Source organism: Pseudoalteromonas sp. NH0006-26, assembly GCF_057552415.1.
Map to the genome: position 1 here is coordinate 18459 of NZ_BAAJMJ010000015.1, position 17066 is coordinate 35524.

The 17066-nt window shown below is 40.6% G+C and carries 14 protein-coding genes; 7 read left to right on the forward strand and 7 right to left on the reverse strand.

What is annotated here, in order from left to right:
• Positions 1-123: 123 nt before the first annotated feature.
• From yidC to rpmH, 4 genes are all read right to left on the reverse strand, one after another.
• Positions 124-1761: a membrane protein insertase YidC gene (gene yidC, locus AC27JR_RS16485; RefSeq protein ID WP_487174182.1), complete on the reverse strand. Its 1638-nt coding sequence runs from the start codon at positions 1759-1761 to the stop codon at positions 124-126.
• Between the two features lie 8 nt (positions 1762-1769).
• Positions 1770-2045 carry a membrane protein insertion efficiency factor YidD gene (gene yidD, locus AC27JR_RS16490; protein WP_008112973.1) on the reverse strand — a complete coding sequence of 92 codons (276 nt, stop codon included), beginning with the start codon at positions 2043-2045 and terminating at the stop codon, positions 1770-1772.
• Positions 2046-2171: 126 nt separating this feature from the next.
• The gene (gene rnpA, locus AC27JR_RS16495; protein ID WP_076920139.1) at positions 2172-2597 is read right to left on the reverse strand and encodes a ribonuclease P protein component; all 426 of its coding nucleotides are present in this window, start codon (positions 2595-2597) and stop codon (positions 2172-2174) included.
• A 7-nt stretch (positions 2598-2604) separates the two neighbouring features.
• Positions 2605-2739, reverse strand: a complete 135-nt coding sequence (gene rpmH / locus AC27JR_RS16500; RefSeq protein WP_008112968.1) for a 50S ribosomal protein L34 — start codon at positions 2737-2739, stop codon at positions 2605-2607.
• Between the two features lie 506 nt (positions 2740-3245).
• Here rpmH and dnaA point away from each other — a divergent pair.
• From dnaA to AC27JR_RS16535, 7 genes are all read left to right on the forward strand, one after another.
• Positions 3246-4634 carry a chromosomal replication initiator protein DnaA gene (dnaA, locus tag AC27JR_RS16505; RefSeq protein WP_024601489.1) on the forward strand — a complete coding sequence of 463 codons (1389 nt, stop codon included), beginning with the start codon at positions 3246-3248 and terminating at the stop codon, positions 4632-4634.
• A 13-nt stretch (positions 4635-4647) separates the two neighbouring features.
• Positions 4648-5751 (forward strand): DNA polymerase III subunit beta, encoded by a 1104-nt coding sequence (gene dnaN / locus AC27JR_RS16510; RefSeq protein WP_008112965.1) that lies wholly within the window; start codon positions 4648-4650, stop codon positions 5749-5751.
• A 15-nt stretch (positions 5752-5766) separates the two neighbouring features.
• On the forward strand, positions 5767-6861 hold the full coding sequence (gene recF, locus AC27JR_RS16515; RefSeq protein ID WP_131690220.1) for a DNA replication/repair protein RecF: 1095 nt from the start codon (positions 5767-5769) through the stop codon (positions 6859-6861).
• Positions 6862-6873: 12 nt separating this feature from the next.
• Entirely contained in the window at positions 6874-9300 is a 2427-nt protein-coding gene (gene gyrB / locus AC27JR_RS16520; RefSeq protein ID WP_054202922.1) for a DNA topoisomerase (ATP-hydrolyzing) subunit B, read from the forward strand.
• A gap of 140 nt (positions 9301-9440) precedes the next feature.
• Entirely contained in the window at positions 9441-10343 is a 903-nt protein-coding gene (gene glyQ, locus AC27JR_RS16525) for a glycine--tRNA ligase subunit alpha (protein WP_010392717.1), read from the forward strand.
• A 2-nt stretch (positions 10344-10345) separates the two neighbouring features.
• A complete protein-coding gene (gene glyS, locus AC27JR_RS16530; RefSeq protein ID WP_487174183.1) occupies positions 10346-12415 on the forward strand; it encodes a glycine--tRNA ligase subunit beta in 2070 nt (689 codons plus the stop codon).
• 72 nt (positions 12416-12487) lie between these two features.
• A complete protein-coding gene (locus AC27JR_RS16535) occupies positions 12488-12937 on the forward strand; it encodes an early set domain-containing protein (protein ID WP_055013147.1) in 450 nt (149 codons plus the stop codon).
• Between the two features lie 108 nt (positions 12938-13045).
• On the opposite strand, the gene tusA is transcribed toward AC27JR_RS16535, so the two are convergent.
• The 3 genes from tusA to fadB all read right to left on the reverse strand — a co-directional run bounded on the left by tusA (position 13046) and on the right by fadB (position 16869).
• Positions 13046-13285: a sulfurtransferase TusA gene (gene tusA, locus AC27JR_RS16540; protein ID WP_008112953.1), complete on the reverse strand. Its 240-nt coding sequence runs from the start codon at positions 13283-13285 to the stop codon at positions 13046-13048.
• A 250-nt stretch (positions 13286-13535) separates the two neighbouring features.
• A complete protein-coding gene (fadA, locus tag AC27JR_RS16545) occupies positions 13536-14705 on the reverse strand; it encodes an acetyl-CoA C-acyltransferase FadA (protein ID WP_487174184.1) in 1170 nt (389 codons plus the stop codon).
• Between the two features lie 4 nt (positions 14706-14709).
• Entirely contained in the window at positions 14710-16869 is a 2160-nt protein-coding gene (gene fadB, locus AC27JR_RS16550) for a fatty acid oxidation complex subunit alpha FadB (protein WP_487174185.1), read from the reverse strand.
• Between the last annotated feature and the right edge of the window lie 197 nt (positions 16870-17066).

The window sequence follows — 17066 nt, forward strand, 5'->3', positions numbered from 1 at the left end:
ATTTGCCAACTTAAATAACGTAATGGCGGTATTGTAACCTATCAAATAGGCACTCGCGAATGCTGTTATAAAAAATCGACAATAAAAAAGGCGACCTAAGTCGCCTTTATATAAGTAGGGAGTTTAATCGCCCCTTACTTTAATTCCTTTCTTTTCCATGCCACGGTAGATGATCAACATCTGGACAATAGAAATAAGGTTAGACACTAACCAGTAAAGTACTAAACCAGATGGGAACCATAAGAAGAATACAGAGAAGATAACCGGCATAAAGGTCATCATTTTTTGCTGCATTGGATCGGTAACCGTCATAGGTTGTAGTTTTTGCGTTATAAACATACTCGCACCAAATAAGATTGGTAATACGTAGTATGGGTCTTTCGCAGAAAGGTCAGTTAACCAAAGTACAAATTCAGCGTGACGAAGTTCTGTAGACTCTAAGAATACATAGAACAAGGCTAAGAAGATTGGCATTTGCAGTAAAATAGGGAAACAGCCACCCATAGGGTTCACTTTTTCTTTACGGTACATTTCCATAGTCGCTTGGCCGAATTTTTGACGATCATCGCCATACTTTTCTTTTAGCGCTTTCATCTTAGGCTGTAATGCACGCATTTTAGCCATTGAGGTGTACTGTGCTTTAGTCAGTGGGTACATTAATGTTTTAACAATAATAGTGATGGCAATAATTGCTACACCCCAGTTACCTAAAATACTGTGTAACCATTTAAGTAGCACAAATAAAGGTTGAGAAATAAACCATAACCAACCGTAATCAACCGTTAAGTCTAAGTCAGTGTGAATCGCTTCAAGTTTATCTGACTCTTTAGGGCCCATGTAATAAGTTGCAGTAAGTGTTTGCTCACTACCAGCTTGAACATTTACCGCTTCGTCTTTAACACCAATGATAGCTGCATTACTTTTAGTGATTAAACTATAAAGTGTATTTGCTTGATCTTGCATTGGTACCCAAGCACTTACAAAGTAATGCTGGATAAAGGCAACGTAACCACCTTGGGTATTTATGTTTAGGTTTTTATCGGCCATATCGGAAAAACTATACTTTTCGTATGGTTCTTCATCAGTACCGTATGCAGCACCTAAATAGTTTTGATCAACCATGCTGCCTTTTTCTTGTACGGTACGCTTTATTTGTGTGTAAAGCTGAACTTGTACTGGCGCACTAGTGATGTTGTTAACTTTATATTCTAAGCCAACATCATATTGACCCTTTTTGAATACATATGTTTTAGTGAAACTTACACCGTTACTATCAGTAAACTGAAGAGGAACTCGAAGCTCATCACCTGTTAAAGTATAAGAAGTTTGTTCTGATTGGTAAGTAGGACGACCATTTGCTGATGCATCTGGGCCATTTAAACCTATTAAACCACTTTGTGAAAAGTATTGTTTACCATCAAACTCACCAAGTAGCATGTAAGGAACATCACTGCCTTTGGTTTCTTTATAATCAATTAAGTCTGTTTCAACAATGTCACCGCCTTTGGTGTCAATTTTTACTTTAAACACGTCTGTTGTAATATTTATAACAGCGCGCTTAGCTAAAGTTGTTGAAGCAGGTAAACCTGAGTCTGATGAAGCTGGAACATAATCATCTGATTCTGGTGAATTTGCTTTTAGTGTTTGTGTTGTGGCACTAGGATCGGCTTTTGGTGTGTTGTAGTCATTATTCCACTCTTGAAATAATAAAAACGACACTAGCATTAGGCCGATGAATAAAAACGTGCGTTGCGATTCCATAACAGCTCTTATTTCTCGTGTTGGTGGTTAATACGGGTTAATTTTTCAGGAACGGGGTCGTCTCCGCCTGAATGTAAAGGATGGCATTTTAATATGCGTTTAACAGCTAACCAACACCCTTTTACCGATCCATGCAAATTAATTGCTTGAATAGCGTAACTAGAGCACGTTGGATTAAAACGACAATGCGGACCTAATAGCGGGCTAATCCACTTTTGATAACCGCGGATAAATAAAACTAAACAACGTGTTGGTAAAGCAGCAAGTGGTTTAAGTAACCTCATGTTGTACATGCCCCTACGTTATGTTTAGTGAATAGATACCATGTATTTAAAGACTCACTATGAGATTTTAAACGCATGATTAAAAGGTGAGCTAAAGATACCTTAATTAACCCTGTAATTCTATTGCTATCGGGCTTGTTTAGTCGATTTAGCTGATTTGTTTGGGCGTTTTTTAAATGGTGGCGGTTTAGGGGCACCAGGTTTGCAGCGTTCATTAATCTTACGCCACAGCTTTGTAAGTTGTTTGGTTAATTCTTCATTAGACTGTTCATCAATGCCACTTTTAACCATCAACACAATATCAATATTATCGAGCGTGTGTTGGTTTAAACGAAAACTTTCGCGAGCAAGACGTTTAATACGGTTTCGTTGACATGCCTTTTTTACACGTTTTTTAGCAACAGTAAGGCCTAACCTAGGTTTTGACTGGTCACTTGGTTTTGCTAATAAGGTAAAGAAAGGAGTTGCAGCCCGAGCGGGTTCGTTAAATATGCGAGAGTAATGCGAGGGAGTTAACAGACGTAACTCCCTGCCAAAGCTAAAGTCTTCCACTTATAAATTAAGCAGAAAGAACTTTGCGGCCTTTAGCACGGCGACGAGCTAATACTTTACGGCCATTTACAGTTGCCATACGAGCACGGAAACCGTGTGTACGTTTGCGTTTTAAAACGCTAGGTTGAAAAGTTCTTTTCATAACAATCTCATCCGATCGGTTAAAGTTAAAACATCCTATGCAGGTCGCGATCCTGGCACAGGTGCCATTGCGAGCGCGAGATATTATAGATGAAGTGACGAAAAGTCAATCATAATAGAGTGCGTAAAGCATGTTTATTTATGATCAATTTTCATGATCCGATAGGATCATCATAAATAAGAAGTTTTCCACAGCCCCTGTATAAAAAGTGAATAAAAGCATGGGAAAAGTAAATTAGATCGTAAATTGTGGTCGCGATCTGCAGCCAGTTTTGTTATGATCTCTAATCAAGCTTTAAAATAAAAAGCTATTTAAATCAGTCTGTTATTATATTTATACATCGATATCAACAATTTTACAAAAATCAATCTTTTACTTGTGGATAAAGTGCATTCATAATAGTCGGTCTTGGGCTGCTTATTGAGCCATTTAAACGCAATACAGGTGTGATTTTTGAATCATTATTGATGTGCGGGAATAAAAATTATATCTCTGGGAGTTTTACTGTGTATCTGTCGGTTTGGCAAAGTTGTTTATATGTATTGCAAGATGAATTGCCTTCGCAGCAATTCAGTATGTGGGTCAGACCACTTCAAGCAGAAAGTACCGAAGATACCTTGACGATTTATGCGCCTAATCGTTTCGTACTTGATTGGGTGAGAGAGAAGTACTTAAATAGAATAAATGAATTACTGGTAGAAATTTGTGGTGTAGAAGCACCCGAGTTACGCTTTGATGTAGGTAGTAAGCCGCTATTAAATGCACAAGCTGCACCGGTGGTTGAAACACAATCAGCCCCAAGCACGCAATCAACGGCAAAACAACAACCTCGAGAACAAAAACCGGTTGTAGAGCCAGCTCCTAAATCTGGTTATAAATCAAACATTAAAGAAAACTATACCTTTGATAGCTTTGTTGAGGGTAAATCTAACCAATTAGCAAAAGCGGCTGCCACTCAGGTAGCAGACAACCCAGGCTCTGCATTTAACCCTGTATTTATTTACGGTGGTACGGGCTTAGGTAAAACGCATTTATTACATGCGGTAGGCAACGGTATTATGGCGAATAAGCCCGATGCTAAAATTGTCTACATGCATTCAGAACGTTTCGTTCAAGACATGGTTAAAGCACTGCAAAATAATGCGATTGAAGAATTTAAGCGTTATTACCGTAGTGTTGATGCATTAATGATTGATGACATTCAATTTTTTGCTAATAAAGAACGTTCTCAAGAAGAATTCTTTCATACCTTTAATGCATTATTAGAAGGTAACCAACAAATTATTTTAACCTCTGACCGTTACCCTAAAGAGATTGAAGGGGTTGAAGATCGCCTTAAATCTCGTTTTGGTTGGGGATTAACCATCGCGATTGAGCCGCCAGAGCTTGAAACACGCGTTGCTATTTTGATGAAAAAAGCCCAGCAAAGTAAAATTAATTTACCGCATGAAGTGGCATTTTTTATTGCTAAAAAATTACGCTCAAACGTACGTGAGCTTGAAGGTGCATTAAACCGTGTAATTGCTAACGCAAACTTTACCGGCCGCCCAATTTCTATCGACTTTGTAAAAGAAGCACTGCGTGATTTATTGGCGCTGCAAGACAAACTAGTCACCATAGATAACATTCAACGTACGGTTGCAGAATACTATAGAATACGTGTATCTGACTTACTGTCTAAGCGCCGTAGCCGCTCCATAGCAAGGCCTCGCCAAGTTGCCATGGCATTATCTAAAGAACTCACTAATCACAGCTTACCTGAGATTGGGGATGCTTTTGGTGGGCGTGACCATACAACAGTATTGCATGCGTGTCGCAAAGTTAAATCATTACGTGACGAGAGTCACGAGATTAAAGAAGATTACCAAAACTTAATAAGAACATTGTCATCTTAGGGCTGACTTTATTATGCAAATAACAATATCAAGAGAACAGTTTTTAAAACCATTGGTACAAGTATCGGGTGCCATTGAGCGTAAGCATACGTTACCTATTTTATCTAACGTATTGCTCGTGGTAGAAAATGGCCAGCTTTCAATGACAGGGACAGACCTTGAAATTGAATTAGTGGCGAGTGTATTTGTGGGTGACGATGTTGCCGATACTAAACTCACATTACCGGCTAAAAAATTACTCGATATTTGTAAAAGTTTACCGGATGGGTCTGATCTTACTTTAAGCTTGCAAGACCATCAGCTACTTTTAACCAGTGGTAAAAGTCGTTTTTCACTGACCACTTTAGCTGCTGAAGACTTTCCTAATTTAGAGCAGTGGGATGGTGAGGTTGAGTTTCAACTAACGCGTTTAGAGTTGCGTAAATTACTTGAAAGCACACACTTTTCAATGGCAAACCAAGACGTGCGTTACTACTTAAACGGCATGTCGTTTGAAGTTGATAACAGCGACATAAAGACAGTTGCCACTGATGGGCACCGTTTAGCTATTGCTCAAAAACAACTAGGTCAGTCGTTAAATACACAGCGCCAATTAATTATACCGCGTAAAGGCGTGCAAGAAATTATGCGCCTAATGGTTGCCGATCAAGAGCTGGTCACTATTCAGTTTGGTGCTAACCACATTCGTATTATTGATATTGAATTTACCTTTACAAGTAAATTAGTTGATGGTCGATTCCCTGACTACCGTCGTGTTTTACCTCGCGGTGGTGACAAGGTAATTACTGCGAATCGTGAATGGCTTCGTAATGCGTTTCAGCGTGTGTCTATTTTATCGAACGAAAAGTTTCGTGGTGTGCGTTTAAATTTATCAAACGGTTTATTAAAAATTACAGCCAACAACCCAGAGCAAGAGCAAGCTGAAGAAGTGGTTGAAGTAATGTACGAGGGTGATGACCTAGAAATAGGCTTTAATGTGTCTTACGTATTAGATGTACTAAATACATTAAAAACCGAAGATGTATTATTTACGCTTGCCGATTCAAATAGCAGCGCACTTATAGAAGGTGCCGGCGATGAAGAAGCTATGTACGTTGTTATGCCAATGCGTTTATAAGATCATATATACATAATGAGCTTAAGTCATTTGAGCCTCAAATATTTTCGTAATATTGAGGCACTGACGCTAGAACCAGTTAACGGCGTTAATATAATTTATGGTGAAAACGGCAGCGGAAAAACCAGCCTTTTAGAGGCTATTTATTACCTTTCTCACGGCAAATCTTTTCGAACATCTAAACATAAAAGCATCATAGCTCATCATCAAGATCAGTTTGTTATTCATGGCCGCAAAGCGTTATACGATTTATCTATCCCTATTGGTATTAGTAAAACTCAAGCGGGTGAAACTAATTTAAAAATACAGGGTAAGGCGAGTCGAAAAGTATCTGAACTTGCTCAACTTATGCCAGTGCAAGTTATTACACCAGAAAGCTATTCGTTATTTTTTGGTGGCCCTAAAGAGCGCAGAAAATTTTTAGACTTAGGTTTGTTCCACGTGGAACATGAGTTTTTTTTCTTGTGGCAATCGTTTAATAAAGTGCTAAAACAGCGCAATGCCTTGTTGAAATCTAAGCCTAAGAATTATTTTGACCAAATCAAGTTTTGGGACAAAGAATTTGTTAGACTGGCTGAACAAATAAATAAATTAAGAATCGCGTATATAACTAGGTTTAAGCAGCAGTTTTTTGATAAAATGTGTGCAGAATTAACGCTAATACGCGATCTAGAAATTAGCTTTAATGCAGGCTGGAAAGAGAGCGAATCTCTTTCTGATGCGTTAGAGCAAAGCTTTGAGCGAGATGCTCGTCAAGGCTTTACTAGTAAAGGCCCTCATAAGGCTGATTTTAGTTTTAGTGTCGCTGGCAGCAGTGTTGAGAATGTATTCTCACGCGGGCAATTAAAGCTATTGTTGTATGCGTTAAAAGTAACGCAAAATAGTTTGATTGAGTCAGAGACAGATAAGCAATCTATATTGCTAATAGATGATTTACCTTCAGAGCTAAGCGAAGATACAAAAGAGAAAGTGGGTCAGTTATTGACTCATTGCAGTTCTCAAATATTTATTTCTTCAATTTTATCTGAAAGTATTTCTGCTGTGGTGGAACCCATGAAACGAGAACTAAAAATGTTCCACGTGAAACATGGCAACCTAATAACAAGATAAGTGGGATTAACCATGTCTGAGAATTATGATTCGTCGAGTATTAAAGTACTTAAAGGATTAGATGCAGTAAGAAAGCGTCCTGGTATGTATATAGGGGACACCGATGATGGTACGGGCTTACACCACATGGTGTTTGAGGTCGTTGATAACTCTATCGATGAGGCCTTAGCAGGTCACTGTGATGATATATTTGTCACTATTCACTTAGACGGTTCGGTATCTGTAAGAGATAACGGCCGTGGTATTCCTACTTCTATACATGAAGAAGAAGGTGTATCTGCAGCTGAAGTTATTATGACGGTATTACACGCCGGTGGTAAGTTTGATGATAACTCTTATAAAGTATCAGGTGGCTTACACGGTGTTGGTGTATCGGTAGTAAATGCATTATCAGAAAAGTTAAAACTAACCATTCGCCGTGAAGGTAAACTTCATGAGCAGTTTTACACTATGGGTGTGCCAGATGCACCACTAGCAACAATTGGTGACTCTGAAACAACCGGTACTGAATTACGTTTTTGGCCAAGTGCAGAAACGTTTACTAACCTTGATTTTCATTACGATATTTTAGCTAAGCGTTTACGCGAGTTATCGTTTTTGAACTCGGGCGTAAGTATCATTTTAAACGATGAGCGCGAAGAGAATAAAAGTGACCACTTTAAATACGAAGGTGGTATTAGAGCGTTCGTTGAATACTTAAACCGTAATAAAACACCTGTACACAAAGGGGTATTTCATTTTACTCACGAACGTGAAGAAGATGGTATTAGTGTAGAAGTATCAATGCAATGGAATGATGCATTCCAAGAAAACATTTACTGTTTTACTAATAACATTCCACAACGTGATGGTGGTACTCACTTAGCTGGTTTTAGATCTGCGCTAACACGTACGCTTAATAACTACATGGAAAAAGAAGGCTTTAACAAAAAAGCTAAAACAACCAGTAACGCAACGGGCGATGATGCACGTGAAGGCTTAACGGCTGTTGTTAGTGTTAAAGTGCCTGATCCTAAGTTCTCATCGCAAACAAAAGACAAGCTAGTATCTAGTGAAGTTAAGTCTGCGGTTGAGCAAGCCATGGCTGAAAAATTCACTGAGTTTTTATTAGAAAACCCAATGGATGCTAAAATTGTTGTTGGCAAAATTATTGATGCAGCACGCGCGCGTGAAGCAGCCCGTAAAGCTCGTGAAATGACCCGCCGTAAAGGTGCTATGGATTTAGCAGGTTTACCGGGCAAACTAGCGGATTGCCAAGAAAAAGATCCAGCCCAATCTGAACTATATATAGTGGAGGGTGACTCAGCTGGCGGTTCAGCCAAGCAGGGTCGTAACCGTAAGAATCAAGCGATTCTTCCGCTTAAAGGTAAAATCTTAAACGTAGAAAAAGCACGTTTTGATAAAATGCTATCTTCGCAAGAAGTGGCAACGCTAATTACTGCACTAGGTTGTGGTATTGGCCGTGACGAATACAACCCTGAAAAACTACGTTACCACCGTATCATAATCATGACCGATGCCGACGTGGATGGTTCTCACATTCGTACCTTGCTACTAACATTCTTTTACCGTCAAATGCCGGAAATTGTTGAACGTGGTTATATTTATATTGCTCAGCCTCCACTTTATAAAGTGAAAAAAGGTAAGCAAGAGCGTTATATTAAAGATGATCCAGCATTAGTTGATTACCTTACATCGTTAGCGCTAAGCAATGCAGCATTGTATACCAGTGATAGCGCAGAGGCGGTTGATGGTGAAGCATTAGAATCGATTGTTCACGATTATCAAAACACGGTTAAAGTTATCGAGCGCTTAAAGCGTAAGTATCCGAATACAGTTATGAACCGTTTGATTTACCAAAGTGAACTGAAAAAAGAAGACCTTTCAGACGAAGCTAAGGTAATTGCTTGGACTAAAGAGCTGGTTGATGACTTAATTGAACGTGATGAAGATGCAACTATTTTCCATGCTGGAACTGAGCACGATACAGAGCGTAACCTGTATTATCCAGTTGTGAATATTCGTCAGCATGGTGTGGATAAAGCTCACGTACTTCATTATGACTTTATTACATCAAGAGACTACCAACGCATTGCTGTAACAGGTAAAAATATTGCTAATATCATCACAGAGGGTGCATATATCCAACGTGGTGAGAAAACAAAACCTGTTGATAACTTTGTGGATGCATTGGAATGGTTGATCGCAGAGTCTAAGCGTGGGATCTACATTCAACGCTATAAAGGACTGGGTGAAATGAACCCAAATCAGCTTTGGGAAACCACCATGGATCCAAGCGCACGCCGTATGTTGCAAGTAACAATTGAAGATGCTGTTGCAGCGGATCAATTATTTGCCACATTAATGGGCGATCAAGTTGAGCCGCGTCGTGAGTTTATTGAAACGAACGCACTGCGTGTGGTTAACTTAGACGTATAAAACATTATCGTAATCACAAAAAAGGAGCCTTAGGCTCCTTTTTTATTTTTTCAAACGCACAAACTGCTTAAAACCTGAGTGTGCACAAGGTATACTGAGGGTAATTTTCACGCTACTTCTCAGATAGTAAAAAGCCAAATATGCAAAAATATGACGTTAAAACCTTTCAAGGTTTGATCCTGGCTTTACAGGATTATTGGGCACAGCAAGGCTGTGTCATTATTCAACCACTTGACATGGAAGTGGGCGCAGGGACATTTCACCCACAAACATTTTTAAAATCAATTGGCCCAGAGCCAATGTCGAGCGCATACGTTCAACCGTGTCGTCGTCCTACCGATGGTCGTTACGGTGAAAACCCAAACCGCTTACAACATTACTACCAATTCCAAGTTGTGTTAAAGCCATCACCAGATAATATTCAAGAGCTTTACTTAGGTTCTTTAGCTGCTGTAGGTATTGATACCCTAACTGACGAAGTTCGCTTTGTAGAAGATAACTGGGAATCACCTACATTAGGTGCGTGGGGCCTAGGTTGGGAAATTTGGTTAAATGGCATGGAGGTAACGCAGTTTACCTACTTCCAGCAAGTTGGCGGTTTAGAATGCTCACCGGTAACGGGTGAAATTACTTACGGCCTAGAACGTTTAGCAATGTACATTCAAGGCGTAGATAGCATTTACGACCTAGTGTGGGCAGACGGCCCATTTGGGCGCGTAACTTACGGTGATGTGTTCCATCAAAATGAAGTTGAGCAATCAACCTATAACTTTGAACATGCAAACGTAGCCGACTTATTTGAACAGTTTGATAAATGTGAAGCTGAGAGCCAAAAGCTAATTGAAGCAAGCCTACCATTACCAGCCTACGAGCAAGTAATGAAAGCATCGCACGCATTTAACTTATTAGACGCACGTCACGCTATTTCAGTAACCGAGCGTCAACGTTATATTTTACGCGTTCGTGCGTTATCAAAAGCGTGTGCACAAAGTTATTACGATGCACGTGAAGCACTTGGTTTCCCGCTGTGTAAGGATAAGTAAGCATGTCAGCAGAAAATTTATTAGTAGAAATTGGCACCGAAGAGTTGCCACCAAAAGCACTTCGTAAATTAGCCGAAGCCTTTGCTGCAAACTTAACAGCAGAATTAGAAAGTCTAGAACTAGGTCACCAAGGTGTGAACTGGTATGCATCGCCACGTCGTTTAGGTTTACAAGTAAAAGCACTTGAAGCTAAACAACAAGACAAAGAAGTTGAAAAACGTGGCCCTGCAACTAAAGCCGCTTTTGATGCTGAGGGGAACCCAACTAAAGCAGCCATGGGTTGGGCTCGTGGTTGTGGTATTGAAGTAAAAGATGCGCAAACACTAGAAACAGATAAAGGCGCATGGTTATTGCACATTGCTAAAGTAGCAGGGCAAGAAACCAAAACGTTAATGACCGACGCTATAAGCAAAGCACTCGCTAAGTTACCTATCCCTAAACCAATGCGTTGGGGTGCGAATAAAACACAATTTATTCGCCCTGTGCATACCGTGACTATTTTATTCGGTAGTGAACTGGTTGAAGGTGAAATTCTTGGTAAGCAAGTGAGTAATCAATTGCAAGGTCATCGTTTTCATCACCCAGAAAAAATTAGCATTGATCATGCTGATGATGTGTTTGAGGTACTTAAATCAGCTTACGTTATTGCTGACTACGAACAGCGTAAAGCACAGATTCGCGCGCAAATAGAAGACGCAGCCAAAGCAGTTAATGCCGTTGTTGCAATGGATGAAGACTTACTTGAAGAAGTTACTTCATTGGTAGAATGGCCAGTAACGTTAACAGCCACATTTGAAGAAGCATTTTTAGATGTACCTGCTGAAGCGCTTATTTACACCATGAAAGACGATCAGAAATACTTCCCGTTATTAGATCAAGACGGCAAGCTTTTAAATAAGTTTTTGTTTGTCTCTAACATCGAAAGTAAAGATCCTAGTGTAGTTATTTCTGGTAACGAAAAAGTAGTGCGCCCGCGTTTAGCCGATGCGCAGTTCTTCTTTGAAACCGATAAAAAGAAAACATTAGAAAGCCGACTTGAGTCGCTTGATAGCGTATTGTTTCAAAAGCAACTTGGTACGCTTAAAGACAAGTCACAGCGTATTAGTGAACTAGCTGGTTACATTGCAGAGCAACTTGGTGCCGACAAAGAGCTAGCAGCGCGTGCAGGCTTATTAAGTAAAACAGACTTAATGACCGAAATGGTAATGGAATTTACCGACGTACAAGGTGTAATGGGAATGCATTACGCGCGTCACGATGGTGAAGCAGAAGAAGTCGCAGTGGCACAGAACGAGCAATATATGCCACGTTTTGCAGGTGATAACTTACCAACTAATGTGATCAGTTGTGCAGTCGCCATTGCCGATAAGTTTGATACGCTGGTGGGTATTTTTGGCATAGGCCAAGCACCAAAAGGTGATAAAGACCCATTTGCACTTCGTCGTGCTGCTATTGGTGCATTACGTATCATGGTAGAAAAACAGCTACCGCTTGATATTTTAGACCTTGTTGCTAAATCACAAACCTTGTTTGGTGAAAAGCTGACTAACCTAAATGTATCAACGGATGTGTTTGACTTTATGCTAGGGCGTTTCCGTGCTTGGTATCAAGACGAAGGCATTGAAGTAGATGTGATTCAAGCCGTACTTGCGCGTCGTCCAACCAAGCCTGTTGATTTCGATCGCCGAGTTAAAGCCGTAAGTCATTTCCGCACATTAGACGCCGCAGAATCGCTTGCAGCGGCCAATAAGCGTGTAAGTAACATTCTGGCTAAAAATAACATTACAACGCAAGGTGATGTCGATCAGAGCTTATTAAGTGATGACGCAGAAAAAGTATTGGCTTCGCAAGTTGCAAAATTCGCCACTGATTTAGCACCACTGTACAGCGATGGAAATTACCAAGAGGCATTAAGCCAATTAGCAGGCATTCGTGACAGTGTTGATAACTTTTTTGACAATGTCATGGTAATGGCGGACGATGAAGCGGTTAAGCAAAACCGCCTTGCGCTTTTAAGCCAGCTTAGTGGACTATTTTTAGAAATTGCAGATATTTCTGTATTACAAAAATAACAGCTTATAGCTATTTAAAAAGCCAGCATTATGCTGGCTTTTTAGTATTCACTGTATACAAGGATACAAATGATGATCTCTATAAAACGAATTTTAACGCTAGCAATGGCTGGTTTACTTACGGCCTGTACCAGCCAAATTTCGATTAACGATGTGTTGCCGCAGCAAGAATTGGATCGCAGTATTTATTTAAGAGGGGATTTCACATTATGGGATGCAGAACCTCAATACCAATTTAAACAAGTCGGCCCTGCGCTTTACCAAGCCCAAGTTAAATTTTCGACCCCAGGTAAAGTATACGAGTTTAAAATAGCCGATGCAGATTTTAGTGAAGGTTTTAACTGTGGCTACAGCGATTCACAGCCATCAGGACAAAGCCTAACACTTGGCCAATCAACGCGCGCCGATTGTAATACCATTTATAATTACTTTAGCTACACACCCGCAATCAAAGGGTCGTACATAGTCAGCATTGATTTTAGTGACTACGATAAGCCGCAAGTAACGATAACTAAGAAGTAAGAGCAGTAAGCTATAAGCAGTCAGTCGTTAGCTTAAATATAAAATAAAAAACCGTGCTTGATTTAACAAACACGGTTTTTTAATTTTTAGCTGATAGCTGATAGCTGATTACAACCCTTTCTTCACCACATATCTATACGGTGATTCTTCAACTTCTTTAGCCACTAGCGTGTGATCCATAAAAGTACAAAAGCTGGGGATGTCGCGGGTGGTTGAAGGGTCGTCGGCAATAATAAGCAGTGTTTCACCATCGCTCATTTTACGAATAGCAGCGCGTACCATCATCACCGGCTCTGGGCAGCGAAGGCCGATGGCATCTAATTGGTGATCGGGGTTATCAAAGCTCATAAAAAATTACCTGTAAAAATAGTCGCGGCTTGGTTAGGTCGGGTAGTTTAGCGTAAATAAAGCTGTTGGTTAACTATTTTACGTATAACAAAACAGCCCAACTTATTAATAGATAATCTGAAATAGGTTTAATGCACCCGATCACATTATTCATTTTAAACCTGCAAAAGCTGGTGGCATAAAAAAGGCGAACTAACTTGCGCTAGTTCGCCTTTTAATCACCAAGATGGTTTTACATATTCAATACTAATTAGTCTTGAGCACGTTCAAATACAGTGGCAATGCCTTGGCCTAAACCAATACACATAGTTGCTAAACCGTATTTTGCGTTTTTGTCTTCCATTAAGTGAATAAGCGAGGTGCTAATACGTGAACCCGAACAGCCCAGAGGGTGACCAAGTGCAATAGCGCCGCCATTCAAGTTAACTTTTTCGTCAACTACATCAGCTAAGCCTAAGTCTTTAAGCACAGGTAGTGATTGTGCTGCGAATGCTTCGTTTAGCTCAGCTACGTCAATGTCATCAATAGTAATACCGGCTTGTGCTAATGCTTTTTTACTTGCAGGTACTGGGCCGTAACCCATGATTGATGGATCGCAACCGGCAACAGCCATAGCGCGAATACGTGCACGAATTGGTAAGCCCAATTCTTTTGCTTTTTCTTCGCTCATTACTAACATGGCTGATGCGCCGTCAGAAAGTGCAGAAGATGTGCCCGCAGTAACAGAACCCGTAGCAGGGTTAAATACTGGACGTAGCTGCGATAAACCTTCAACCGTTGTTTCTGGACGAATTACTTCATCATCTTCAACAAGAATAAGTGAACCGTCAGCATCATGACCTTCCATTGCTAAAATTTCGCGGCGGAAACGGCCTTCAACTGTTGCAGCATGTGCACGTTGATGCGAGCGGTAAGCAAATTCATCTTGTTGCTCACGGCTAATACCGTGAAGTGTTGCAAGGTACTCAGCGGTTAAACCCATAGAGCCAGATGCTTGTGCAATTGATGTAGCTAGGCCAGGGTGAAAGTCGTTACCGTGAGTCATAGGTACGTGACCCATGTGCTCAACACCACCAATTAGGTATGTGTCGCCAGCGCCAGTCATAATTGCGCGAGCAGCGTCATGCAATGCTTGCATTGATGAGCCACATAAACGGTTAACTGTGGTTGCTGGCACTGAATGTGGAATGCCTGCAAGTAGAGATGCGTTACGTGCAACGTTAAAGCCTTGCTCTAATGTTTGCTGTACACAGCCCCAATAAATATCGTCAATTGACGCAGGGTCAACTGCCGGATTACGTTCTAATAAGCCTTTCATTAAATGAGCGCTTAAGTCTTCCGCACGTTTGTGCTTGAATACGCCGCCCTTTGAGCGACCCATTGGTGTGCGGATACAATCTACAATTACTGGATTATTCATGATATTAACCTTCCACCTTATAGAAAACACGGCCTTCTTCAGCCCACTTGCGAGTTTGCTCTGATACTCGGTAAATCGCACCTAGGTGAGCGTATTTGTCAGCAGTTGCTACAAAGTTAGCTAAACCTGTTTGATCTAAGTAACGGAACGCGCCGCCTCTAAATGGAGGGAAACCAACACCGTATACAAGTGCCATATCAGCTTCTTGAGGAGAAGCCACAATGCCTTCTTGTAAACATAGTAGCACTTCGTTGATCATTGGGATCATACAACGGTCAATGATTTCTTGTTTATCAAATTCTTTTGGTGCGTCTGTAATTGGAGCAAGTAGTTCAATCGCTGTTTGGTCATGTGACTTTTTAAGACGACCGCGACGATCTGTTTCGTACTTATAGAAACCTGCTTTGTTCTTTTGACCAAAACGTTTTTCGTTAGCAAAAACAGTCACAGGGTCTTTATCTGCACGTGCCATACGTTCAGGGAAACCGTCTGCCATTACGCCAGTACAATGATAAGCCGTATCAATACCTACAACATCGAGTAGGTAAGCCGGGCCCATTGGCCAGCCAAACACGTTTTCCATTACTTTATCTACTTTTGCAAAGTTAGCGCCTTCAACCACTAATTTGCTAAAGCCAGCAAAGTAAGGGAATAAAACACGGTTTACAAAAAAGCCTGGGCAATCGTTAACAACAATCGGTGATTTACCTAGTTTAAGTGCGTAATCAACCACGGCATTAATCGTTTTATCTGAGGTTTTTGCACCACGGATAATTTCAACTAATGGCATTTTTGGTACTGGATTGAAAAAGTGCATACCACAGAAGTTTTCTGGCTTTTCAAGCGCTTCTGCAAGTAGGTCGATACAAATAGTCGATGTGTTTGACGTCAGTACCGTGCCTTCTGGCATATTCTTTTCAAGATCAGCAAGTACGGCTTGCTTCACTTTAGGATTTTCTACTACGGCTTCAACAATGATGTTGGCGTTTTGTAGGTCTGCATCGTTAAGCGTTGGTTTGATTTTGCTAAGCGTTGCTAGCATTTTTTCCATCGGCATGTGGCCGCGCTTCACTTTTGCACCTAATAGTTTAGATGCTTCACCCATACCTAAATCTAGCGCATCCTGTTGGATGTCTTTCATTATGATTGGTGTGCCTTTATAAGCAGACTGGTATGCAATACCGCCACCCATAATACCTGCGCCTAATACTGCCGCTTGTTTAATTTCTACATCGCTGTGTTTAGCAAATTTACGTGCTTTACCTTTAATGTATTGGTCTGCTAAAAAGATACCCGTTTGAGCAGCAGCTTCACTAGTACGTGCTAGTTTTGCAAAGTTGGCATTTTCAATTGCCATTGCTTCGGCGCGTGAGCTGTTTGCTGCGGCTTTAATAGTGCGAACTGCCATAACTGGAGCAGGATAGTGGCCTTTGGTTTTACCCATTACCATACCTTCTGCCATTGCAAAGCTCATGCCTTGCTCAACACGGTTTAATTTAAGCGGTTGTAATTTTACAGCGCGTTTTGCTTGCCAATCTAGCTTGCCAGCAATTGCTAATTCTAGTGTTGCTAAACTTGATTCTTGTAGTTTGTTGGCACTAACTACCGCGTCAAATGCACCTACTTTTAGGGCGTCAGCAGCGCGATTTTCGTTACCTGTGGTGATCCACATCATCGCGTTATCGGCACCAATAATGCGCGGAAGGCGCACTGTACCGCCAAAACCAGGCATTATGCCTAATTTAACTTCTGGTAAGCCCATTTTTGCTGAGTCACTTGCAACACGATAATCGGTAGCAAGTGCCCACTCACAGCCGCCGCCAAGCGCCAAGCCGTTTACAACACTTAGTGTTGGGAATGGTAAATCTTCAATTGCATCAAAAACGTCAGTTGCATTTTTGATCCACGTTACTAATTCTGCTTCAGGCTTAGTAAAAGTAGGTAAAAATTCGAAAATATCGGCACCAATAATAAAGTGGTCTTTATCACTGGTAAAAATCATGCCTTTAATATCAGTGTTAGCGGCTAATTCTTTTAATGCTGCCGCGCAATCTGAAAGAGTTTGTTGAGATAATGTGTTTACAGAACCTGTAGCACAAAACTTAAACTCGGCGATGTTTTCCTTCACGAAGCTAACTTCAAAGGAATCGCTTTTATATAACATTATTATTCTCCCTAGTTGATGAACTAAGACTGGTACGATGAGTTCATATTCAGACCAGTGTGCTTGCTTTAAATTAAAAATGCAACGAAAAATTTATCTTGGTTACAAACGTCTGGTTAAAATATAGCTGGTTTGGTGCTAAGGTGGGTTTGAAAGTTTTCTTTATTCATTTTATTGCGCTGTCTTGGTGTTTATAG